A 22,134-nucleotide genomic window follows, 5' to 3' on the forward strand; every position below is an offset into this window, starting at 1 on the left:
GAGCCGTTCTGTCATTTTATGCTCGTCGCAGTAATCTGAATATGCCCAGCACGACAATGGCTCCCACGACAGCGACCAGGAAACTGTGCATGTCGAAACCACTGATGTCACCACCAAAACCAAACATCGTCGCCAGCCAGCCGCCTACAACCGCACCAACGACCCCGAGTACGCAGGTCAAAATAAAGCCGCCGCCATCGTTTCCCGGCATGATCAGTTTTGCGATAGCGCCGGCAATAAGGCCAAAGATAATCCAGGCGATGATACCCATAGCAATGCCCTCTTGCAGATTAAACGCATGTGCAGAAAACCTTCTGCACAGCTAACTTAAGTATAGGTCATCACCGGAAAACCAGTTTCGTCTCACCGACTTATCCTGCGGACAACGGTAAAAAAATCTCACCGGTTTGTATTAAGTTTGAGGGTGGATTGCCGATAACACTAAGACAGTCTGTCATCAATCAAGGAGCCATCCGGCGTGAGTCATTACAGTGAGCAGTTCCTCAAGCAAAATCCGCTGGCTGTATTAGGGGTATTACGCGACCTGCAAAAAGGCGAAGTGCCGCTGCGCATCAGTTGGTCGAATAATCAGTTTATCAGCAAGATCCTTGACGTCTCGCAGGAGAGGCTGGTTATTGACCTGGGCAGCCTGGAGTATGAAAACCGCGCGGCGCTGAAAGCAGAGAATATCGTGGTCATGGCCGAAACCCATGGGGCCAAAGTGGAATTTGTCCTGCCGCGACTGGAATTGAGCGAATACCAGGGACTTCCGGCTTTTGTTACCCTCCTTCCTGGCAACCTCTGGTTTGTCCAGCGCCGTGAATATTTCCGCATCAGCGCCCCGCTTCATCCTGCCTATTTTTGTAAGGCTAAAATGCCGGACAAAAAAGAGATCCGCTTCCGTCTCTTTGACCTGTCGCTGGGCGGAATGGGCGCGCTGATGGATACCCCGAAGCCGGAGGGTCTGGTAGAAGGCATGCGGTTCACGCAAATTGAACTGGATATGGCGGGCTGGGGCCGCTTTTATTTCGATGCACAGCTGATTGCCATCAGCGAGCGCACGGTGGTGGACAGCAAAAATGAAACGATTACCACGCCGCGTCTGAGCTTCCGTTTTCTGAACGTCGGGCCCGCCGCGGAGCGCGAGCTGCAGCGCATTATCTATTCGCTGGAACGGGAAGCACGGGAACGTGCGAATAAGGTTCTGTAGGAAAAGTCGGGCAGCGAGCGCCGCCCGTTTGCGGCATTACATGGCATCCATCGCTTTCTGTACTTTCCAGATATAGCGAGGTGCCTGCGGTGCCGGATGATTTTTCGCCACATGCTCGACGAACTCATCTTTGTCCATGTCGTTGATCTCCTCAATCGCCTCTTTGCGGTCAGAGGAGAAGGTTCTGAGCAGCGCCCCGGCGCCGTTTACGTACGAGACCACCAGCGCGTATTGCATCACTTCCGGATCCTCAATGCCCTTCAGCACGCCGTGTTCCAGAATGCTCAGGTAAGCGGTCCCCATAGAAATGTTGCGTTCCGGGTTCTTCAGCTCGCTGGTCGACGGCTGGCCGCTCCAGCCCATATAGCGGTAGACCTCTCTCCCCGCCGTAGAGGCTTTCAGCTGCATCAGCCCCACCGCGTTGGATTTGCTGACAAGCGTAGGATTGCCACCGGACTCCACCGCAATAATGGCGGTGATCAGCCGCGGGCTGACGCCCCATGCCTTCCCGGCTTTTTCACTGATCGGCATCCACTGCATGGCCCGTTTCACCGGCACTTCCGGATTCCAGGGCGGGTTTTGATAATCATGTTTTGAACTACAGCCAGCCAGCAAAACAATCAAAAAAGCAAACCATCTCAATTTCACGTCATCTATCCTTATAGCCGGTCATCGCGGTGCGCCGCCCTTGAAGCAGGCGGCGTATACGCGGCATGATATAGACAATTAGTTTCTCATTCAGCAAGGAATTGCCATGTCTCAGTTTCATCTCATCGCGCCATCGGGCTACTGTATTAACCAGGACGCGGCGCAGCGGGGCGTTCAGCGCTTACTGGAATCCGGCCATCAGGTAGAAAATCAGACAATCATCCCCCGCCGCCAGCAGCGTTTTGCCGGAACAGAAGCGCAGAGGCTAAATGATATCAATAGCCTGGTGAACCTGAAGGGCGAAAACCGAATAGTCCTTGCGGTGCGCGGCGGCTATGGTGCGAGCAGGCTGCTTGAGAGCATTGACTGGCAGGGCCTGGCGCAGCGCCAGCAGCAGGATCCGCTGCTGATATGCGGACACAGCGATTTCACCGCCATCCAGCTTGGTCTTCTGGCGCTGCATAACGTCATCACGTTTAGCGGCCCGATGCTGGCCGGTAACTTCGGCGCGCCGGAACTGGACGCGTTCACCGTGGAGCATTTCTGGCGCGCGCTGCGCAATCCCACCTACAGCGTTGAATGGCAAGGCAATGGACCGCACTGGGAATGTGAGGGCCAGCTCTGGGGCGGTAACCTGGCGATGCTGGTCTCGCTCATCGGCACGCCGTGGATGCCGCAAATCAAGGACGGCATTCTGGTGCTGGAGGATATTAACGAACATCCGTTCCGCGTCGAGCGCATGTTATTGCAGCTTTATCATGCAGGTATTCTCGATAGCCAGTCCGCGATCGTGCTGGGCAGCTTCAGCGGCTCTGCCCCGAATGACTATGATGCGGGCTACTCCCTGGAAACCATGGTCGATTTCATCCGCTCGCGGCTGGATATTCCGGTTATCACCGGTCTGGATTTCGGCCATGAGCAGCAGACCGTTACCCTTGCGCTGGGCGCGCAGGCGACGCTTACACATGATGTTTCGGGCAGTCGGTTAACGATCGGTGGTCATCCGGTCATAAAAGCATAAAAAACCCCCTTAATAAAACGCTGTTGCCGTTGTTAATATGTTAGGGTTTTAGTAACAGCGTTAACATTGAGGTGGGAGAAAGAGAACATTGGATGCCGCAGCGATAATCAGCCTTTTCATTTTGGGTTCTGTACTTGTAACCAGCAGTATTTTATTAAGTTCATTTTCATCGCGTCTTGGCATACCCATTCTTGTTATTTTCCTTGCCATCGGCATGCTGGCCGGTGTTGACGGCATCGGCGGTATCCCCTTCGATAACTATCCCTTCGCCTACATGGTGAGTAACCTCGCGCTGGCGGTGATCCTGCTCGACGGCGGGATGCGCACTCAGGCGAGCTCCTTCCGCGTGGCCTTAGGGCCTGCGCTGTCGCTGGCGACCGTCGGCGTGTTGATCACCTCCGGCCTCACCGGGATGATGGCCGCATGGCTTTTCAATCTCAATCTGATGGAAGGCTTGCTGATTGGCGCAATCGTTGGCTCTACCGATGCGGCGGCGGTCTTTTCCCTGCTTGGGGGTAAAGGGCTTAACGAACGCGTTGGCTCAACGCTTGAGATTGAATCCGGCAGTAACGATCCGATGGCGGTGTTCCTGACCATCACGCTGATAGAGATGATCCAGCAGCACGAGACGGGCCTGAGCTGGATGTTTGCCCTGCATATTCTGCAGCAGTTCGGGCTGGGGATTGTCATCGGCCTGGCGGGGGGATACCTGTTACAGCAGACGATCAACCGCATTTCTCTGCCCTCGGGGCTTTACCCTCTGCTGGCGCTGAGCGGCGGCATTCTCATTTTTGCCGTTACCACCGCGCTGGACGGCAGCGGTATTCTCGCCGTCTACCTCTGCGGGTTCCTGATGGGCAACCGCCCTATTCGCAACCGTCATGCTATTTTGCAGAACTTTGACGGCCTGGCGTGGCTGGCGCAAATCGGCATGTTCCTGGTGCTGGGCCTGCTGGTGACCCCGTCGGACCTGCTGCCGATCGCCGTTCCGGCGCTGCTGCTGTCGGCGTGGATGATCTTCTTCGCCCGTCCGCTCTCCGTATTTGCAGGCCTGCTGCCGTTTCGCGGCTTTAACCTGCGCGAGCGCGTCTTTATCAGCTGGGTCGGCCTGCGCGGCGCGGTGCCGATTATCCTTGCGGTGTTCCCGATGATGGCCGGTCTCGACAACGCGCGGCTGTTCTTCAACGTGGCGTTCTTCGTGGTGCTGATTTCCCTGCTGTTCCAGGGCACGTCGCTCGGGTGGGCGGCGAAAAAGGCCAAAGTGGTGGTGCCGCCCGTAGGCTGGCCGGTCTCCCGCGTTGGGCTGGATATTCACCCGGAAAACCCGTGGGAGCAGTTCGTCTATCAGCTGAGCGCCGATAAATGGTGCGTGGGAGCCTCGCTGCGCGATTTGCACATGCCGACTGAAACGCGCATTGCCGCCCTGTTCCGCGATAATGTCCTGCTGCACCCGACCGGCAGCACCCGCCTGCGCGAAGGGGATATTCTGTGCGTCATTGGCCGCGAGCGCGACCTGCCCGCGCTGGGCAAGCTGTTCAGCCAGTCGCCTCCCGTGGCGCTGGACCAGCGTTTCTTCGGCGATTTTATTCTGGAAGCCAGCGCCAAATTTGCGGATGTGGCGCTCATTTATGGCCTGGATGAAGGTGCAGAAGACGGTGATAACCCGCAAACGCTGGGCGAAATCATTCAGCAGCGGCTTGGCGCTGCGCCAGTTGTGGGTGACCAGGTGGAGTTTGCCGGGATGATCTGGACGGTGGCAGAAAAAGAGGATAACGCGGTGCGGAAGGTCGGTTTGAGGCCGATGGAAGAGGACGCGGAGTAGTTTTTTTTACCGGGTGACGGCTTCGCGTCACCCGGCAAAGATACAAGTTACACCGTCACAACCGGCACTCTTGGTGCCAGGGCACACATCAGTTCATACCCTACCGTTCCCGCCGCGGCCGCCACGTCATCAATTTTGATTTCGTTGCCCCACAGCTCGACCGGTGAACCGATGCCCGCCTGCGGGCATGGCGTCAGGTCAACGGCCAGCATATCCATTGAGACGGTCCCCACCGTGCCCGTGCGCACCCCATCCACCCAGACCGGCGTGCCGGTCGGCGCGATACGCGGATAGCCGTCGGCATAACCGCCCGCGACGATGCCAATCCGCTGCTCGCCCTTCGCACGGAAGCGGCTGCCGTAGCCTACCGTGTCGCCCGCCTTCAGCGTCTGCACGCCGATGATCTCGCTGCGCAGGGTCATGACCGGCCTCAGGCCGCTGTTGGCAATATCCTGCCACTGGCCTGAGGGTGATGCACCGTACAGAACGATCCCCGGACGCACCCAGTTATAGTGGGCTTCAGGATGCCAAAGCGTCGCCGCCGAATTCGAAAGGGAGCGCGGACAATCGAGCCCTTCAGCCGCCTGCTCAATGCGGACCATAGCATCAGCAATGCCGTCCGGTTTCTCCGCGTCGGCAAAATGCGCCATCAGCGTCATTTCGCCGACGTTTTTCAGGCCACGCAGCTGCTGCCAGACCGTATGCACCCGCTCAGGCTGGAAGCCCAGGCGGTTCATGCCGCTGTTCACCTTGATATAAATATCCAGCGGAGCGTGGAGCTTCGCATCCTGAATGGCTTTAATCTGCCAGTTGCTGTGAACGCTGGTGGTCAGGCGATACTTATCCAGCAGCGGCAGATCGTCCGCGTGGAAGAACCCCTCCAGCAGCAGAATAGGCCCTTTCCAGCCGCGCTCGCGCAGCAGGATGGCCTCCTCGAGATTGAGTAACGCAAAACCGTCGGTCGCGCCGAGCGCGCTCCATATACGGTCAATACCGTGGCCGTAGGCGTTTGCCTTGACGACTGACCAGACGCGCGAACCAGGTGCTGCCCGGCGAACAATTTGCAGGTTTTCCTTCAGGGCCTGCAGATCCAGCTGAGCCAGAACAGGACGGGACATGACAACTCCTTAATTATGCGCGCCGTGCAGGTGCTGAGGACGCGATGGCGTAAATCCTGATTGATAGCGCGCAGCACTTAAATCGTCAAACGGAATTGCCGGCGTGCGCCCGGAAATCAGGTCGCTCAGCAGCTGGCCCGAGCCGCAGGCCATCGTCCAGCCGAGCGTGCCGTGTCCGGTATTGGTCCACAGGTTTTTGTATGGCGTGCGGCCCACGATTGGCGTGCCGTCCGGGGTCATCGGACGCAGGCCGGTCCAGAACGTCGCCTGTTCCACAAACCCGCCGCGCGGGAAGAGATCGCCCACCACCATCTCCAGCGTTTCACGACGCGGCTGCAGCAGCTCGGTGTTGAAGCCGACAATCTCCGCCATGCCGCCGACGCGAATACGGTTATCGAAGCGGGTAATGGCGATTTTGTAGGTTTCATCCAGGATGGTTGACACGGGCGCCCCGCTCTCCTCTTTCACCGGGATAGTCAATGAGTAGCCCTTGAGCGGGTAGACCGGAATATCGAGGATGCCTTTCAGCATGGCGGTGGAGTAGGAACCAAACGCCATCACGTAGGCATCCGCCTTTATCACCTCGTCGCCGCACTTCACGCCGTAAATTTTTTCGCCTTCCGACAGCAGCTTGTCGACGGAGGTATTAAAGCGGAATTTTACCCCTGCCTGCTCGCACATGTGCGCCAGACGCTGGGTAAAGAGCTGACAGTCGCCGGTTTCGTCATTCGGCAGACGCAGACCGCCGGTCAGCTTGTGGGCCACTTCGGCCAGCGCGGGTTCCACCTGCCCCAGTTGGCTGGCTTCCAGCAGTTGATACGGTACACCGGCATCTTCCAGTACGGCGATATCGCGGGTGGCGTTTTCATACTGTTGCTCGGTGCGGAACAGCTGCAGCGTGCCGCCCTGACGGCCTTCGTACTCGATACCCGTCGACGCGCGCAGGGCTTTGAGGCAGTCACGGCTGTATTCCGCCAGACGCACCATGCGGCCTTTGTTTTCCATGTAGTGCCGGGTGTCGCAATTGCGCAGCATCTGCCACATCCACTTCAGCTGGAACTGCGTGCCGTCAAGGCTGATGGCCAGCGGCGCGTGGCGCTGGAACATCCATTTGATTGCCTTCAGCGGCACGCCGGGCGCCGCCCACGGGGCCGCATAGCCAGGAGAGATTTGACCGGCATTTGCCGCACTGGTTTCAAGCGCCGGGCCGGATTCACGATCGATAACGGTAACCTCATGTCCCGCCTGACTTAAATACCAGGCGCTGGTTACGCCAACGACACCACTTCCCAGTATGACAACACGCATAGCCACTCCATTATGAGCAAAAGAACAATCATCTAATTACAGATTGATAACCTAGTTGAAAATATTATTCAACATACGACTTTTTTATGGTGACTTACCTCACACATCCCCCAGCATCAGGGGACAGGGGTAATTTGGGATCTCCTGCTGAGCTTTATTTTTAACCAGCATAAAATTCTGATGGGTGCGCTTTTTTTGCCGTATCAAAAACGGGAAATCGCAAAGAAAAAATTTCTGCGCCAGCACGCTTTTTAACACGTTGATCTATGCTTGAAAGGAGGCTCTCCAGACAGAGAGAGCACCCACAACGAGGGCGCGCTAATGGCTACTATTGATTCCCTGAACAAGGACAACACACGTCTGAGCGATGGACCCGACTGGACCTTCGAGCTGCTGGATGTCTACCTCGCCGAAATCGACCGGGTGGCAAAACTGTATCGCCTGGATACCTATCCCCATCAGATTGAGGTGATTACCTCCGAGCAGATGATGGACGCTTACTCCAGCGTCGGGATGCCGATCAACTATCCGCACTGGTCGTTTGGTAAAAAATTCATTGAAACGGAGCGGCTGTACAAGCACGGCCAGCAGGGGCTGGCGTATGAGATCGTCATTAACTCCAACCCGTGTATCGCCTATCTGATGGAAGAGAACACCATTACCATGCAGGCGCTGGTGATGGCGCACGCCTGCTATGGCCATAACTCCTTCTTTAAAAATAACTATCTGTTCCGCAGCTGGACGGACGCCAGCTCCATCGTCGATTACCTGATCTTCGCGCGTAAATACATTACCGACTGCGAAGAGCGCTACGGCGTGGACGAGGTAGAGAAGCTGCTAGACTCCTGCCACGCGCTGATGAACTACGGCGTGGACCGCTATAAACGCCCGCAGAAAATCTCACTGCAGGAGGAGAAAGCCCGGCAGAAAAGCCGCGAGGAGTATCTGCAGAGCCAGGTGAACATGCTGTGGCGCACCCTGCCGAAGCGTGAGGAGGAAAAAACGATTGCCGAAGCGCGTCGTTATCCGTCCGAGCCGCAGGAAAACCTGCTCTATTTTATGGAGAAGAACGCCCCGCTGCTGGAGCCGTGGCAGCGCGAGATTTTGCGTATCGTGCGTAAGGTGAGCCAGTATTTCTATCCGCAGAAACAGACCCAGGTGATGAACGAAGGCTGGGCAACATTCTGGCACTACACCATTCTCAACCATCTGTATGACGAGGGGAAAGTCACCGAGCGGTTCATGATGGAATTCCTCCACAGCCATACTAACGTGGTGTTCCAGCCGCCCTACAACAGCCCGTGGTACAGTGGGATTAACCCGTATGCGCTGGGCTTTGCGATGTTCCAGGATATTAAGCGCATCTGCCAGTCGCCAACGGAAGAGGACAAGTACTGGTTCCCGGATATCGCCGGTTCTGACTGGCTGGAAACGCTGCATTTTGCGATGCGCGACTTTAAGGATGAGAGCTTTATCAGCCAGTTCATGTCGCCGAAGATCATGCGCGATTTCCGCTTCTTCACCGTGCTGGACGATGACCGCAACAACTATCTGGAGATCTCCGCGATCCACAACGAGGAAGGGTACCGGGAGATCCGCTCGCGCCTCTCCTCCCAGTACAACCTGAGCAACCTTGAACCCAATATTCAGGTGTGGAACGTGGACCTGCGCGGCGACCGCTCCCTGACGCTGCGCTATATCCCGCACAACCGCGCGCCGCTGGATAAAGGACGTAAAGAGGTGCTGAAGCACGTGCACCGCCTGTGGGGCTTTGACGTGCAGCTGGAGCAGCAAAATGAGGACGGTAGCGTGGAGCTGCTGGAACGCTGCCCGGCGCGGTTGAATACGCTGTAGCGCCACCGGGCGAAAAAAAACCTCTCGATTGAGAGGTTTTTTATTTAGCGACTCTGAATCGCTAAATCGCCCGGCAGCGTTTTCTGCATACGGTGCCAGATTTCACCGGAGTCGTGGCCGTAGCGGCGTACGGTTTCATAAACCTGATCGTGCAGGCCTTCGGTGCACAGCTTGCTCAGCTTATGGTAGAAGCCCAGCGCCAGACTGCGGGCTTCAGGGTTAGCGAAGTAGTGACGACCAATGCGGGTATAGAGCCCTTTCATACCGTTGAGGATCAGGCCGTAAACCGGGTTGCCGGAGGCAAACGCCAGGCCGCGAAACACGTTGTAATCGAGGGTGGCAAAGGCGTCGGCGTGATCTTCAACTTCATTCGCGCTGGCCAGCACCGCAAGCGCATCTTCAGGATGCTGACGGAAAGCGGTACGAATAAAAATAGTCGCGATGTTGGTGCGCACGGAGAGCAGATTATCAATCAGCTGCGGCACGCTTTCGTGGTCGAGGCGCGCCAGCGTTTCAAGAATGTTCAGCCCCGAGGTTTCCCAGAAGTTGTTTACCTTTGTTGGCTTGCCGTGCTGGATCGTCAACCATCCATCACGCGCCAGTCGCTGAAGCACTTCACGCAGCGTGGTGCGAGTGACGCCAATCAGTTCAGAGAGTTCGCGTTCAGCCGGAAGAATGGACCCCGCAGGGAAACGATTATTCCAGATGCTTTCAATGATGTACTCTTCCGCGAAACCCGCCGGGCTCTGCGCCTTAATGACCATAGTGAGATTTCCATTACACAGCTTTTTGCAAATTGGACTCATCATACCAGAGGCGTGCAACGGCAGGTAGCGCGGCAAAGTGAGAAAAGAGGGATCGCCGTTTCATTTTTGTGAAATTTACAATGCGGTCTTATCCGCCTCCGGGCCGCGATTTTTGCGTATACTGATGTTTTGTATTACTTAACGGGAAGGACGTCTGTTGTGGAAATTTCTTTTGGGCGCGCGCTGTGGCGCAATTTTTTAGGTCATTCTCCTGACTGGTACAAACTGATACTGCTGGTTTTCCTGGTCGTTAATCCCATCATTTTTTGCGTGGATCCGTTTATCGCCGGGTGGCTGCTGGTGGCGGAATTTATCTTCACCCTGGCCATGGCGCTGAAGTGTTATCCCCTGCTGCCCGGCGGTTTGCTGGCATTTGAAGCCGTTGTCATCGGCATGACGTCCGCAGAGCATGTAAAAGCAGAGCTGGCCTCCAATCTGGAAGTGCTCCTGCTGCTCATTTTTATGGTGGCCGGTATCTACTTTATGAAACAGCTGCTGCTGTTTATCTTTACCCGCCTGCTGCTGAGCATTACGTCAAAAACGCTCCTCTCGCTGGCGTTTTGCCTTGCCGCCGCCTTTCTGTCGGCCTTCCTGGATGCGCTCACCGTTGTCGCGGTGGTGATCAGCGTCGCCGTCGGATTTTACGGCATTTATCACCGCGTGGCCTCCTCTCGCCCAAGTGAGGATTTACAGGACGATAGCCATGTCGAGGCGCATAACCGCGACGTGCTGGAACAGTTCCGCGCGTTTCTGCGCAGCCTGATGATGCACGCAGGGGTCGGTACGGCGCTGGGCGGCGTGATGACCATGGTGGGCGAGCCGCAAAACCTGATCATCGCGAAAGCGGCTGAATGGCATTTTGGCGAGTTTTTCCTGCGCATGGCCCCCGTCAGCGTGCCTGTGCTGGTCTGCGGGTTAGCGACCTGCATTCTGGTCGAAAAATTCAGGCTGTTCGGCTACGGCGCACAGCTGCCTGAACCGGTCCGCAATGAACTGCATAAATTTGACGAGCAGAGCCGCAAACAGCGTACGCGCCAGGAGACGCTGCGTCTGATTGCGCAGGGGATCATCGGCATCTGGCTTATCGCCGCGCTGGCGTTGCATCTTGCCGAAGTCGGGTTGATTGGCCTCTCCGTCATTATTCTTGCCACCACCTTTAGCGGGGTAACGGACGAACATGCTATTGGTAAAGCCTTTACCGAAGCCCTGCCGTTTACCGCGCTGCTGGCGGTCTTTTTTGCGGTCGTGGCGGTGATTATTGACCAACACCTTTTCGCACCGATTATCGCGTTTGTGCTTCAGGCCTCACCGGACTCGCAGCTTACGCTGTTCTATCTATTTAACGGTCTGTTGTCCTCTATTTCCGATAACGTCTTTGTCGGGACGGTGTATATCAATGAGGCCAAAGCGGCGATGGAGCAAGGGATCGTCAGTACCGGGCAGTTCGACCTGCTGGCGGTGGCCATCAACACCGGAACAAACCTGCCCTCCGTTGCAACACCGAACGGCCAGGCGGCATTTCTCTTCCTCCTGACCTCGGCGCTGGCGCCGCTCATACGACTTTCTTATGGAAGAATGGTCTGGATGGCGCTGCCGTACACGCTGGTGCTCACCGTTGTTGGTTTGCTGTGCATCAAAATTACTCTCGTTCCCTGTACGCAATGGCTGCTACAAGCGGGTATACTTGCGGCGCATTAAAATTCGTTTACACTGCGCTTTCTAAGCATGTTCCAGGGAAATGATTATGTTGAGATTTTTAAACCAGTGCTCCCGCGGTCGCGGAGCGTGGTTGTTGATGGCCCTGACCGCCTTTGCGCTGGAAATGGTTGCGCTGTGGTTCCAGCACGTGATGGGACTCAAGCCCTGCGTGCTGTGCATCTATGAGCGCTGCGCGCTGTTCGGCATTATGGGTGCAGGCCTGGTGGGCGCAATTGCCCCAAAAACGCCGTTGCGCTATGTGGGTATTGCCATCTGGCTGTACAGCGCCTGGAAAGGGATTGAGCTTTCCTGGCAGCACACCATGATGCAGTTGCATCCGTCACCGTTTATGACCTGTGATTTCGCCGCCCGCTTCCCGAGCTGGCTGCCGCTGGATAAGTGGCTTCCGCAGGTGTTTGTCGCATCCGGTGACTGCTCCGTACGTCAGTGGGAATTCCTGACGCTGGAGATGCCGCAGTGGCTGGTGGGCATTTTTGTGGCCTACTTCGTCGTGGCGCTGCTGGTGCTGATTGCTCAGCCGTTCAAACCGAAGAAACGCGATTTGTTTGGAAGGTAAAAGCAAAAACCCGCCCCGGCGGGTTTTTTATTATCACCGATTAGGGTGATTCATGATGTGATCTTCCCAGTCCCGTACCTCGGACTCCTTCACCGCAATGTGGCGTACCGAGATACGCTCGCCGTGCATCGCCGCTTTTGAACCGGTCAGCAGAGGATGCCAGGCCGGTAGATCTTTCCCTTCCGCCAGCAGGCGATACGCGCAGGTGTGCGGCAGCCACTCAAAAGTCGGCAGATTTTCACGGGTGAGTTTGATGCAGTCCGGCTCGAACTCGAAGCGGCGTTCGTAGTTGCGGCACTGGCAGGTTTTAATGTTCAGCTGCCTGCAGGCGACGTTGGTGAAATAGATCTCATCGGAGTCTTCATCCATCAGCTTGTGCAGGCAGCACTGCCCGCAGCCGTCGCACAACGATTCCCACTCCGCGTCGGTCATTTGGTCAAGAGTTTTGCTTTGCCAGAAAGGAATGTCGTTCATCAGGATGTCCACACGTCAAAAGAAAGCGCACCTTATAACGAGTCTGGCACGTGGTTGCAAGTTTTGCCGCCCTTTGCAGGCGGCAAGATGCGGTTACAGCACGCGGGTTTTTAGCGACAGGCCGTTAAAACCGACCTCAAGCTCATCGCCGCTGGCGAGCGGGCCCACACCTTCCGGCGTGCCGGTGAGGATCACATCGCCCGGCTTCAGGGTGAAGAAACGGCTCATGTAGGCGATCAGCGGCACAATCTTGTGGATCATATCTGCCGTGGTGCCCTGCTGGCGGATTTCGCCGTTAACCTTCATGCTGAGCGGAGTGTCCTGCGGATCGTTGGTAAATTCATTCACCGGAACAAACCCTGAAATCGGACATGCGTTATCAAAGCCTTTGGCTTTTTCCCACGGCTGCCCTGCCTTCTTCATTTTGCCCTGCACGTCGCGCAGGGTCAGATCCAGCGCCACGCCGTAGCCGGCAATCGCTTTCTCGACATGCTCTTCGGAAGCCTGGCGCAGCGTGGCGCCGATCAGCACGGCAAGCTCTACTTCGTGATGTACCGACCCCAGCCCCTGCGGCAGCGCCAGCGGCTGGCGGATGTCGCATAGCGCCGTCTCGGGCTTAATAAACAGGACCGGCTCTTCTGGGGTTGCGCTGCCCATCTCCTGAATATGCTTCGCATAGTTGCTGCCCACGCAGACCACTTTGCTGACGGGATAATCCAGTAATGCACCTTGCCAGTTATGATGTTGATACATGCTCGACCCCTAATCGGTTGATGTGTTATGCCCGAAAACAGCTGAGGCTATTTTTTCCCGGACGCCTCGAGGTGCTGTTTTAATAAATTCTCAGGCGGCGGTGGAAGCTGTAAATAATAGCCCTGCTCGGCTAATGCCGTTTTCACTTTTTCCAGATCGGCATTCACCAGTTTCTTACGGCCGTCCAGCGGCAGCAGCATCGCCAGCTGTGGTCGGCCAAAGTTCTTCATTAATTCTTCCGGCACGCGTGAAAAATCGTCTTTCTTTTCGACATAAAGATAGGTCTGGTCACGGCTTGTACTTCTGTAGATCACACAAAACATGTTTTTACTCTGAATTAATGGGTGGTTGCTTGCCTCAATATACTCCTGACTATAACATGCCTGATACTCTTCGGAATATCGCAGCGAATGGTTGCGGTTAATAGCAAATTGAGTAAGGCCAGGATGTCAAACACGCCCATCGAGCTTAAAGGCAGTAGCTTCACCTTATCAGTGGTTCATTTGCATGATGCAAAACCCGAGGTTATTCGTCAGGCGTTAGAAGACAAAATCGCCCAGGCTCCCGCCTTTCTGAAGCACGCCCCCGTCGTCATCAACGTCAGCGGTCTTGAGGCACCGGTTAACTGGACACGTCTCCAGCAGGCGGTCTCCTCTACCGGGCTGCGTATTGTCGGCATCAGCGGCTGCAAAGATCCCGAGTTGAAAGCGGAAATCGACCGTGCGGGGCTGCCTCTTCTTAATGAAGGCAAAGAAAAAACCCCACGTGCAGCACCCGCTGCCGTACAAACGCCCCCTCCTGCGGCGCAAAACGTTACCGCTCTCACAAAAACGCGAATGATTGATGTGCCGGTTCGTTCCGGTCAGCGCATTTATGCGCCAAACTGTGATCTAATTGTTACAAGCCACGTCAGCGCTGGCGCAGAGCTTATTGCAGATGGCAATATTCACGTTTACGGTATGATGCGTGGACGTGCGCTCGCGGGCGCAAGTGGCGATCGGGACGCGCAAATATTTTGTACTCACCTGACGGCGGAACTGGTGTCCATCGCAGGTGAATATTGGCTGAGCGACAAGATCCCAGCCGAATTTTATGGCAAAGCGGCTCGCCTGCTTCTGGCAGACGACGCGTTGACCGTTCAACCGTTGAATTAATCCCTTTTTAACAAGGAATTTCTATGGCACGCATTATTGTTGTTACTTCGGGTAAAGGAGGCGTTGGCAAGACCACCTCCAGCGCGGCCATCGCTACTGGTTTGGCCCAGAAGGGAAAGAAAACCGTCGTTATCGACTTCGATATCGGTCTGCGTAACCTCGACCTCATCATGGGATGTGAGCGTCGCGTCGTATATGACTTCGTGAACGTCATTCAGGGCGATGCCACGCTGAACCAGGCGCTGATTAAAGACAAGCGCACCGAGAACCTCTTCATTCTTCCGGCTTCTCAGACGCGTGATAAAGATGCCCTGACCCGTGAAGGCGTGGAAAAGGTGCTCGACGAGCTGAAAAAAATGGAGTTCGACTTCATCGTCTGTGACTCCCCTGCCGGCATCGAAACCGGTGCCCTGATGGCGCTCTACTTTGCTGATGAAGCGATCATCACCACCAACCCGGAAGTCTCCTCCGTGCGTGACTCCGACCGTATTCTCGGTATTCTGGCCTCCAAATCCCGCCGTGCGGAAAATGGCCAGGATCCGATCAAAGAGCACCTGCTGCTGACCCGCTATAACCCGGGTCGCGTAAACAAAGGTGACATGCTGAGCATGGAAGACGTGCTGGAGATCCTGCGCATTAAACTGGTTGGCGTTATCCCGGAAGACCAGTCCGTGTTACGCGCCTCTAACCAGGGCGAGCCCGTGATCCTTGATACAACGGCAGATGCAGGTAAAGCTTACGCCGATACCGTTGACCGTCTGCTGGGAGAAGAACGTCCTTTCCGCTTCATTGAAGAAGAGAAGAAAGGTTTCCTCAAACGCCTGTTCGGAGGATAAGTTATGGCATTACTGGACTTTTTTCTCTCGCGGAAAAAAAGCACCGCCAACATCGCAAAAGAACGCCTGCAAATTATCGTTGCGGAGCGTCGTCGTAGCGACGCCGAGCCTCACTACCTGCCGCAGCTGCGCAAGGACATCCTGGAAGTGATCTGTAAGTATGTGCAGATTGACCCGGAGATGGTCACCGTACAGCTGGAGCAAAAAGACGGGGATATTTCGATTCTGGAGCTGAACGTAACGCTTCCGGAAGCGGAAGAGTCGCGTCCGTAGGTTCCTGGTGTCGTAGCCCCTGTAAGCGCAGCGCTACCGGGGAGAATATGCCGGGTATATCGCCCGGCATATTTTTTATCGCGGATAACCTTCCAGCAAGGTATTCAGGCGATCGGCCATCAATACCCCGCGCCAGCCAGCCATCAGTTCCGGCACGCCATTCTGCGGTTTCAGCTTCCAGTGCCAGTTCAGCAGCTGGTTAATCTGTCTGCGTGACGCCAGCAGTTCAGCGCTCAGCTTGCTTTCCGTTGCGACATCCTGCACCAGCGCTTTGATATCCTTAAATGCTTTACGATAGCCCGGCATATCCATGAGATTCAGCAGCGTCTCAGGCAGTGCATCCTCCGGCAGCGCCTGCGCTTTGGCGACCAGCGCCAGCAGGGTTTTACCATGGAAACGGATCTCGCTGCCGGAAAGGCCAATGCTGTCCAGCTCGCCCAGGCTGCCCGGCATATAGCGCGCGACCGCCCAGAGATGCTCTTCACGCACCACAAAATTCACGGCCAAATCGCGCTCACGCGCTTTACGCAAACGCCAGTCCGCTAACAGCTGCAGGCAGGCCAGCTGACGCGTGCGAAGCTGCCAGGCGTTGGTGATATCACGCCAGGCCTCTTTCGGGTCAACCACTTCCTGGCGACGCTGCTGCGTCATACGGCACTCGTCCAGCGCGGCAGAGAGCCAGCCGGAGGCTTCCGCCTCTTTCATCAGCTGTCCAGCAATCGGCAACAGGTAAAACACGTCTGCCGCCGCATATTCCAGCTGACGCTCGGTAAGCGGACGGGCCAGCCAGTCGGTACGGGATTCACTTTTATCCAGCGTCAGGCCCGTGTACTCCTCCACCATGGCGGCAAAGCCCCACGATAGCGGACGACCGCTGAACGCCGCGAGGATCTGCGTATCAATCAGCGGCTCAGGCATGATGCCAAAGGTGTTAAGAAAGACTTCCAGATCTTCACTGCCCGCGTGCAGATATTTCGTTACCGCAGTATCCAGCAGCAGGTCACGCATCGGCGCCCAGTCGGTAATGCCGAGCGGGTCGATCAGCGAGACGTGCTTACCGTCGTACATCTGTATCAAACCCAGCTGTGGATAATAGGTGCGAGTACGGACAAACTCGGTATCCAGAGCGATGGCAGGAAAGTCGCGCGTCACTTCGCACAGCGAAGCCAGCTCGTCGTTGGTCGTGATCATCTGGTAATTCAAATCGGATTCTCTTTTGTTTGCGCCCATAAAAAACGCCGGCTTAACCGGCGTCTGGGCGATTAACGTGAAGCTCAGGCCTTATTGTCTACTTTGGCACGGGCTTCGTCACGTAATTCTCGTCGTAATATCTTCCCGACGTTGGATTTCGGCAACTCATCGCGGAATTCCACCAGCTTCGGCACTTTATAGCCCGTCAGCTGACGGCGACAAAACGTTATCAGCGCTTCCTCGGTAAGAGAAGGATCTTTCTTGACCACAAATATCTTCACAGCTTCACCGCTGCTGCCGGAAGGAACGCCCACCGCCGCCACTTCCAGCACGCCGCTGTGCTGCATCACCACGTCTTCGATTTCGTTCGGATAGACGTTGAAGCCGGAGACCAGGATCATATCTTTTTTGCGATCGACGATGCGCAGGAAGCCTTCGTCATCCATCACCGCAATATCGCCGGTGTGAAGCCAGCCGTCTTTAATGATTTCGTCGGTCGCATCAGGACGCTGCCAGTAACCCAGCATCACCTGCGGCCCTCTGACGCACAGCTCGCCCGGCTCGCCGTGAGGCACTTCGTTATCCTCATCATCCACCAGCTTTGCTTCCGTCGACGGGACCGGCAGGCCGATGCTGCCGCTGTGGTAGTCGATATCGTGCGGGTTGACGCTCACCAGCGGGGCACATTCCGTCAGGCCGTAGCCTTCCAGCAGATATTGCCCGGTTAGCTTCACCCAGCGCTCGGCCACCGCCTGCTGAACCGGCATGCCGCCGCCCGCGGAGAGATGCAGCGTGGAGAAATCAAGCTGCTGGAACTCTTTGTTGTTGAGCAGCGCGTTAAACAGGGTGTTCACCCCGGTCATGGCGGTAAACGGGTATTTTGCCAGCTCTTTCACCAGACCCGGGATATCGCGCGGGTTGGTGATCAATACGTTTTGCCCGCCCAGCTCGATAAACAGCAGGCAGTTCATGGTCAGCGCGAAGATGTGATACAGCGGCAGCGCGGTGATTACCAGCTCTTTACCCGGATGCAGCAGCGGCCCGTAGGTGGCATTGACCTGCTCAAGGTTCGCCAGCATGTTGCGGTGGGTCAGCATCGCCCCTTTGGCCACGCCGGTGGTGCCGCCCGTGTATTGCAGGAAGGCCAGGTCTTCGGAGACGACTTCAGGCTTGACGTACTGCATGCGATAGCCCGCATGCAGCGCGCGGCGGAAGGAGATAGCATCCGGCAGGTGGTATTTTGGTACCAGACGTTTGACGTATTTAACGACAAAGTTGACCAGCGTCCCTTTGGCGGTGGAAAGCTGATCGCCCATGCGCGTCAGGATGACGTGCTTCACCTGGGTTTTGTCGACCACTTTTTCCAGGGTATGGGCAAAGTTAGAAACAATGACAATCGCCACCGCCCCGCTGTCGTTCAGCTGATGTTCCAGCTCGCGCGGCGTGTAAAGCGGGTTAACGTTGACCACAATCATCCCGGCACGCAGGATGCCAAACAGCGCCACCGGGTATTGCAGCAGGTTCGGCATCATCAGCGCGACGCGATCCCCTTTTTGCAGCCCAAGTCCTTCCTGCAGATAAGCCGCAAACGCCCGGCTACGCTCCTCAAGCTTACGGAACGTCATCACCTCGCCCATATTCACAAAAGCGGGCTGGTCTGCGTAACGTCTTACCGAGTGCTCAAATAATTCCACCAGGGATTGATAACGGTCAGGATTGATCTCCGCAGGCACATCTGCGGGATAACGGTTAAGCCAAACCTTTTGCAATGCATCACCTCTGAAATGAGTGTTCGTCGTCATCACAGCCCCGATAATAAACAGTTTGTTAACATTATATTAACTCAGCGTACCAGTTTATTAATTGTTCAGATTGCAGGTTGCGAAGCGCGTCACTCTTTTTTTTCGTTTTATCCGTAAAAAAACAGAGACAGCGGCTGAGCCGCTGTCTCTTTCTTAACAATAACAGTAAGTTACTCAGTTACGATCGTTTGCACCTGTGCAGGGCCCGGGTTATACCAGCCCCATCCCGGATAACCGTAACGATAAGGATGTGGACCCCACATCCATGGGTCGATTGGCTGAGGCGGCATCACCACCTGCTGGGCGATACGCCAGCGCTTATAGCCGTTCACCTGCATGGTCATAAATTTATACGGCGTGTTGCCGATTTTGCCCTGCACCGAACCGGTAATCGGCCCGACAACGGTTACCAGCTGTCCGCGAAAATCGACCGGGTCGAGGAAACCACTAACGTCGGCATAGATACGCCCGCGAGAGGCTTCACCGAGTACGGGACGCGCGCCGCTGTCGAGCGGTACCGTGGCTATTTCCAGACGGGTTTTCCCCTGCAGGTTCTGCACGTCGATCACTTTCCCACCGAAGCGGGCTTCCTGGCCGACGTAAAGCTCGGGCGCATTCATTACCCGAACCAGATCCTGCTGTGGCGTCGGGCTGCTGCCCTTGATCGCATCAGGTACGGTTACGCAACCGCTCAGTGCTATGGCAACCGCGCCTGCCATAAAAAGGCGTACTACTTTAGTCTGAACCGCCATGATGCGACTCCTTTTTCTCAGTTCCTGTTACTGAGATTCATTCGCGGCCCGGAAGTTTCTTCCACGCGACGGTGTTTCGCAAATAAACCGGCTCCGCATGCTCAACGGCAACGGTTTTTCCTGCTGCAAGCAGTTGACGGGCAATCGGGAGCATATCTTCTGCCGCAGGCAGGAGAATGTTGCCGTCCACCAGCGTCACGCCGGTGCCGCTCGCCATCTCTGGCCACGCCGGCCAGCCCGTGCCGACCGTCGCCCACTCGCCGGACAGCTGCTTCAGGCGCTCAGTAACGGCTTCAGGCTTAAGCACTGCTTCCGTCTCTTCGCCGTGCCAGACGCCGTTTTCATCGCGGGTATATTCCGCCCAGTAAACTTCACCCATGCGAGCGTCAATAGCGGCGAGCACGCGGGTCGCGCCCGTCATGCGCCAGGCTCCCTCCGCCATCGTCGCAAGCGTAGAGACGCCGATCATCGGCAGGTCAGCGCCCAGCGCCAGCCCCTGCGCGATGCCAATCCCAATGCGCACGCCCGTAAAGCTGCCGGGGCCGCGGCCAAAGGCCAGCGCGTCGAGGTCGGTTAAGGTGGTGTTGCCCTGGGTTAAAATGGCTTTTACCAGGGGCAGAATACGCTGGGTGTGTTCCCGAGGGCACTCTTCGAAATGAGCAGAAACAGCACCGTCGTTTAACAGAGCAACAGAGCAAGCCTCTGTCGCGGTATCAATAGCCAGAATTCGCATCAGTCGTCGCGCTCTCGCAAGGGTCAGTCACAAAATGGCGCGCATCTTAGCATACTCCGGAGCGAATTACTCCGCCGTTGGGTTTGCCAGGAAACGCACCGCGCGTTTAATGTCCCGCGTACGCGGGGCGGGCGGCAGGCTGGCGAGGAAGGTTGCGCCGTAAGGACGCATCACCAGGCGGTTATCGCAGATCACCAGCACGCCGCGGTCGGTGACGTCACGGATCAGGCGTCCTACCCCCTGCTTAAGCGTGATGACCGCGTCCGGTAGTTGGACGTCGTCGAACGGATCGCCGCCGCGCAGGCGGCAGTCTTCCATCCGCGCCTTGAGCAGCGGATCGTCCGGCGACGTGAACGGCAGCTTATCGATGATCACCAGCGAGAGCGTGTCGCCGCGCACGTCCACCCCTTCCCAGAAGCTGCTGGTTGCCACCAGCAGGGCGTTACCGGCGCTGACAAACTGCTGGAGCAGCTGGCCTTTACTGGTTTCCCCCTGCAGCAGCACCGGGAGGGTCATGGTGGCGCGAAACTGCTCGGCGAGATCGCGCATCATGGCGTGTGAGGTGCAGAGCATAAAGCAGCGCCCGTTGTTGGCCTCTATCATCGGCTTGAGCATCGCTGCGAGATGCCGCGCCGCCCCCGGCTGGTTCGGCAGCGGGAGATTGCGTGGCACGCAGAGCAGCGCCTGCTTTTCGTAATCAAACGGGCTGGGCAGCAGCAGTGATTCCGCCTGCTCAATACCGAGGCGCTCGGTGAAGTGGTGCAGATCGTCATTTACAGACAGGGTTGCGGAAGTGAAGATCCAGCTTCCCGGCTTCTGCGCCATCACCTCTTTGAATTTATCGGCCACCGTCAGCGGCGTGAGCGCGAGGGTAAAGTGGCGTGAGGTGCATTCATACCAGTAGCTGTACCCCGGCTGGTTGATCTCTTTTAGCCGTTTCAGCCGCCCGCGATAAAGCGTGGCGCGCTCGAAGGCGGCGTCAAGCAGCGCGGAGCGTCCGAGGGACAGCTTCGCCACGTCGTAGCAGAGCTCAAGTGCATCATCGAGCAGCAGCAGCGCGCGCTGGATATTTTTGTCCGCCAGCAGTTCGCGCAGGTTGCCGCGATAGCCCGGCTCGCCAAGCTGTAAGCGGAAATCCTGCGCGCTTTGCGCCAGACGGTCGGCACACTTCTGCAGCTGCTGGGTATCTTTGAGTTCGGTCCGGTAGGCAATGGTAAAATCTTTCGCCAGATCCTGTAGCTGGCGGCTGGAGAGCGACTGGCCGAAATACTGGCTGGCGATATCCGGCAACTGATGGGCTTCATCGAAGATCATCACGTCCGCCTCCGGGATAAGCTCGCCGAAACCGCTGTCCTTAACCACCATGTCCGCGAGGAACAGGTGGTGGTTCACCACCACCACGTCTGCGTCCATCGCTGTTTTGCGCGCTTTCACCACAAAACAGTCTTTATACAGCGGGCAGTCGCTACCGAGGCAGTTATCGTTGGTGCTGGTCACCAGCGGCCAGGCCGGGGAATCTTCCGGCACGCTCGCGCAGGTGCTGATATCGCCCTCTTCGGTCTGGTTCGCCCAGGCGCGCAGGATAATGACGTCGCTCAGGGTTTGTACCGGCAGATCGCCGCCCGCCAGCGCCTGCTGTTCAAGACGTTCCAGGCAGAGATAGTTGGAGCGCCCCTTCAGCAGGGCCAGACGGCCTTTATATTTCAGCGCTTTTGCTACGGTAGGCAGATCGCGGCTGTAGAGCTGATCCTGCAGCGCTTTCGATCCGGTGGAAATTATCACTTTCTTTTTCGCCCGCAGCGCCGGCGCAAGGTAAGCATAGGTCTTACCCGTGCCGGTTCCGGCTTCAACCACCAGCGGCTGGGCCTTATCAATGGCGCGGGCAACGGCGTGCGCCATCTGTCGCTGAGGCTCACGGGGCTTGAAGCCGGGGATCGCCTGCGCTAATTGACCTTCAGGGGAAAAATCGTCTGCCACGTTGCTCTCTCACTGTATTTTTGCACAGGGATTATGTCAGCCCATCTTCTCCTGTGCCACCCCAAATAGTGACGACGGCAGAACAATATGGCAGTCTTGCCGCCTGACGACGAAAAATAACGAGGAA

Annotated in this window: 21 protein-coding genes and 1 pseudogene; 9 read left to right on the plus strand and 13 right to left on the minus strand. The window is 56.7% G+C overall.

All coding sequences use genetic code 11. The features are described 5' to 3' along the window. Positions 1-16: 16 nt before the first annotated feature. Positions 17-271: a GlsB/YeaQ/YmgE family stress response membrane protein gene (locus DG357_RS13670; protein WP_028013508.1), complete on the minus strand. Its 255-nt coding sequence runs from the start codon at positions 269-271 to the stop codon at positions 17-19. A gap of 207 nt (positions 272-478) precedes the next feature. Here DG357_RS13670 and ycgR point away from each other — a divergent pair, with 207 nt between their 5' ends. Further along, positions 479-1,210 (plus strand): flagellar brake protein YcgR, encoded by a 732-nt coding sequence (ycgR, locus tag DG357_RS13675; RefSeq protein WP_088205043.1) that lies wholly within the window; start codon positions 479-481, stop codon positions 1,208-1,210. A 36-nt stretch (positions 1,211-1,246) separates the two neighbouring features. On the opposite strand, the gene emtA is transcribed toward ycgR, so the two are convergent. Next, a complete protein-coding gene (emtA, locus tag DG357_RS13680) occupies positions 1,247-1,858 on the minus strand; it encodes a membrane-bound lytic murein transglycosylase EmtA (protein WP_028013510.1) in 612 nt (203 codons plus the stop codon). Positions 1,859-1,964: 106 nt separating this feature from the next. On the opposite strand from emtA, the gene ldcA reads away from it, so the two are divergent. After that, on the plus strand, positions 1,965-2,879 hold the full coding sequence (gene ldcA / locus DG357_RS13685) for a muramoyltetrapeptide carboxypeptidase (protein WP_047367797.1): 915 nt from the start codon (positions 1,965-1,967) through the stop codon (positions 2,877-2,879). 121 nt (positions 2,880-3,000) lie between these two features. Continuing rightward, positions 3,001-4,635, plus strand: a pseudogene (locus tag DG357_RS13690) (potassium/proton antiporter); the annotation flags it as partial. 113 nt (positions 4,636-4,748) lie between these two features. Here DG357_RS13690 and dadX read toward each other — a convergent pair. Both dadX and DG357_RS13700 read right to left on the minus strand, forming a co-directional pair. Then, the gene (dadX, locus tag DG357_RS13695) at positions 4,749-5,819 is read right to left on the minus strand and encodes a catabolic alanine racemase DadX (protein ID WP_088205044.1); all 1,071 of its coding nucleotides are present in this window, start codon (positions 5,817-5,819) and stop codon (positions 4,749-4,751) included. Positions 5,820-5,828: 9 nt separating this feature from the next. Then, entirely contained in the window at positions 5,829-7,127 is a 1,299-nt protein-coding gene (locus DG357_RS13700; RefSeq protein WP_049138818.1) for a D-amino acid dehydrogenase, read from the minus strand. 321 nt (positions 7,128-7,448) lie between these two features. Between DG357_RS13700 and DG357_RS13705 the strand changes: the two genes are divergently transcribed. Then, positions 7,449-8,981 carry a SpoVR family protein gene (locus DG357_RS13705; protein WP_023293929.1) on the plus strand — a complete coding sequence of 511 codons (1,533 nt, stop codon included), beginning with the start codon at positions 7,449-7,451 and terminating at the stop codon, positions 8,979-8,981. Between the two features lie 44 nt (positions 8,982-9,025). On the opposite strand, the gene fadR is transcribed toward DG357_RS13705, so the two are convergent. Continuing rightward, the gene (fadR, locus tag DG357_RS13710) at positions 9,026-9,745 is read right to left on the minus strand and encodes a fatty acid metabolism transcriptional regulator FadR (RefSeq protein ID WP_028013515.1); all 720 of its coding nucleotides are present in this window, start codon (positions 9,743-9,745) and stop codon (positions 9,026-9,028) included. 201 nt (positions 9,746-9,946) lie between these two features. On the opposite strand from fadR, the gene nhaB reads away from it, so the two are divergent. Further along, positions 9,947-11,485 (plus strand): Na(+)/H(+) antiporter NhaB, encoded by a 1,539-nt coding sequence (gene nhaB / locus DG357_RS13715; protein ID WP_088205045.1) that lies wholly within the window; start codon positions 9,947-9,949, stop codon positions 11,483-11,485. 46 nt (positions 11,486-11,531) lie between these two features. Next, the gene (dsbB, locus tag DG357_RS13720) at positions 11,532-12,062 is read left to right on the plus strand and encodes a disulfide bond formation protein DsbB (protein WP_028013517.1); all 531 of its coding nucleotides are present in this window, start codon (positions 11,532-11,534) and stop codon (positions 12,060-12,062) included. A 33-nt stretch (positions 12,063-12,095) separates the two neighbouring features. Here dsbB and DG357_RS13725 read toward each other — a convergent pair whose 3' ends face one another. From DG357_RS13725 to DG357_RS13735, 3 genes are all read right to left on the minus strand, one after another. Beyond that, on the minus strand, positions 12,096-12,536 hold the full coding sequence (locus DG357_RS13725; RefSeq protein ID WP_028013518.1) for a YcgN family cysteine cluster protein: 441 nt from the start codon (positions 12,534-12,536) through the stop codon (positions 12,096-12,098). Between the two features lie 93 nt (positions 12,537-12,629). After that, positions 12,630-13,289, minus strand: coding sequence for a fumarylacetoacetate hydrolase family protein (locus tag DG357_RS13730; protein WP_088205046.1), 660 nt, complete (start codon positions 13,287-13,289; stop codon positions 12,630-12,632). A 47-nt stretch (positions 13,290-13,336) separates the two neighbouring features. Continuing rightward, positions 13,337-13,612 (minus strand): YcgL domain-containing protein, encoded by a 276-nt coding sequence (locus DG357_RS13735; RefSeq protein ID WP_041909499.1) that lies wholly within the window; start codon positions 13,610-13,612, stop codon positions 13,337-13,339. A gap of 123 nt (positions 13,613-13,735) precedes the next feature. On the opposite strand from DG357_RS13735, the gene minC reads away from it, so the two are divergent. The 3 genes from minC to minE are packed head-to-tail and all read left to right on the plus strand — an operon-like array spanning position 13,736 to position 15,552. Continuing rightward, positions 13,736-14,443, plus strand: coding sequence for a septum site-determining protein MinC (minC, locus tag DG357_RS13740; RefSeq protein WP_028013521.1), 708 nt, complete (start codon positions 13,736-13,738; stop codon positions 14,441-14,443). Between the two features lie 23 nt (positions 14,444-14,466). Continuing rightward, complete coding sequence (minD, locus tag DG357_RS13745) at positions 14,467-15,279, plus strand: septum site-determining protein MinD (RefSeq protein WP_028013522.1); 813 nt, start codon at positions 14,467-14,469, stop codon at positions 15,277-15,279. A 3-nt stretch (positions 15,280-15,282) separates the two neighbouring features. Beyond that, positions 15,283-15,552, plus strand: coding sequence for a cell division topological specificity factor MinE (minE, locus tag DG357_RS13750; protein ID WP_010432714.1), 270 nt, complete (start codon positions 15,283-15,285; stop codon positions 15,550-15,552). 75 nt (positions 15,553-15,627) lie between these two features. On the opposite strand, the gene rnd is transcribed toward minE, so the two are convergent. The 5 genes from rnd to DG357_RS13775 form a co-directional block, all read right to left on the minus strand. Beyond that, entirely contained in the window at positions 15,628-16,755 is a 1,128-nt protein-coding gene (gene rnd, locus DG357_RS13755; RefSeq protein WP_088205093.1) for a ribonuclease D, read from the minus strand. 71 nt (positions 16,756-16,826) lie between these two features. Next, positions 16,827-18,512 (minus strand): long-chain-fatty-acid--CoA ligase FadD, encoded by a 1,686-nt coding sequence (gene fadD, locus DG357_RS13760; RefSeq protein ID WP_072252102.1) that lies wholly within the window; start codon positions 18,510-18,512, stop codon positions 16,827-16,829. A 203-nt stretch (positions 18,513-18,715) separates the two neighbouring features. Next, positions 18,716-19,297: a Slp family lipoprotein gene (locus DG357_RS13765; protein ID WP_088205047.1), complete on the minus strand. Its 582-nt coding sequence runs from the start codon at positions 19,295-19,297 to the stop codon at positions 18,716-18,718. 37 nt (positions 19,298-19,334) lie between these two features. Continuing rightward, positions 19,335-20,030, minus strand: a complete 696-nt coding sequence (tsaB, locus tag DG357_RS13770; RefSeq protein ID WP_088205048.1) for a tRNA (adenosine(37)-N6)-threonylcarbamoyltransferase complex dimerization subunit type 1 TsaB — start codon at positions 20,028-20,030, stop codon at positions 19,335-19,337. Positions 20,031-20,096: 66 nt separating this feature from the next. Then, the gene (locus DG357_RS13775; protein ID WP_045630788.1) at positions 20,097-22,007 is read right to left on the minus strand and encodes an ATP-dependent DNA helicase; all 1,911 of its coding nucleotides are present in this window, start codon (positions 22,005-22,007) and stop codon (positions 20,097-20,099) included. Positions 22,008-22,134: the final 127 nt, after the last annotated feature.

It is taken from the genome of Enterobacter bugandensis, assembly GCF_900324475.1.
GTDB classification, from domain to species: domain Bacteria; phylum Pseudomonadota; class Gammaproteobacteria; order Enterobacterales; family Enterobacteriaceae; genus Enterobacter; species Enterobacter bugandensis.

Excerpts from the sequence above, each read along its gene's own strand:
- DG357_RS13735 (WP_041909499.1), bottom strand. The coding sequence starts at position 13,612 with ATGTTTTGTGTGATCTACAGAAGTACAAGCCGTGACCAGACCTATCTT.
- DG357_RS13705 (WP_023293929.1), top strand. The coding sequence starts at position 7,449 with ATGGCTACTATTGATTCCCTGAACAAGGACAACACACGTCTGAGCGAT.
- dsbB (WP_028013517.1), top strand. The coding sequence starts at position 11,532 with ATGTTGAGATTTTTAAACCAGTGCTCCCGCGGTCGCGGAGCGTGGTTG.
- minE (WP_010432714.1), top strand. The coding sequence starts at position 15,283 with ATGGCATTACTGGACTTTTTTCTCTCGCGGAAAAAAAGCACCGCCAAC.
- dadX (WP_088205044.1), bottom strand. The coding sequence starts at position 5,819 with ATGTCCCGTCCTGTTCTGGCTCAGCTGGATCTGCAGGCCCTGAAGGAA.
- DG357_RS13670 (WP_028013508.1), bottom strand. The coding sequence starts at position 271 with ATGGGTATCATCGCCTGGATTATCTTTGGCCTTATTGCCGGCGCTATC.
- DG357_RS13730 (WP_088205046.1), bottom strand. The coding sequence starts at position 13,289 with ATGTATCAACATCATAACTGGCAAGGTGCATTACTGGATTATCCCGTC.
- DG357_RS13765 (WP_088205047.1), bottom strand. The coding sequence starts at position 19,297 with ATGGCGGTTCAGACTAAAGTAGTACGCCTTTTTATGGCAGGCGCGGTT.
- fadR (WP_028013515.1), bottom strand. The coding sequence starts at position 9,745 with ATGGTCATTAAGGCGCAGAGCCCGGCGGGTTTCGCGGAAGAGTACATC.
- minD (WP_028013522.1), top strand. The coding sequence starts at position 14,467 with ATGGCACGCATTATTGTTGTTACTTCGGGTAAAGGAGGCGTTGGCAAG.
- minC (WP_028013521.1), top strand. The coding sequence starts at position 13,736 with ATGTCAAACACGCCCATCGAGCTTAAAGGCAGTAGCTTCACCTTATCA.
- ldcA (WP_047367797.1), top strand. The coding sequence starts at position 1,965 with ATGTCTCAGTTTCATCTCATCGCGCCATCGGGCTACTGTATTAACCAG.
- tsaB (WP_088205048.1), bottom strand. The coding sequence starts at position 20,030 with ATGCGAATTCTGGCTATTGATACCGCGACAGAGGCTTGCTCTGTTGCT.
- DG357_RS13725 (WP_028013518.1), bottom strand. The coding sequence starts at position 12,536 with ATGAACGACATTCCTTTCTGGCAAAGCAAAACTCTTGACCAAATGACC.
- DG357_RS13700 (WP_049138818.1), bottom strand. The coding sequence starts at position 7,127 with ATGCGTGTTGTCATACTGGGAAGTGGTGTCGTTGGCGTAACCAGCGCC.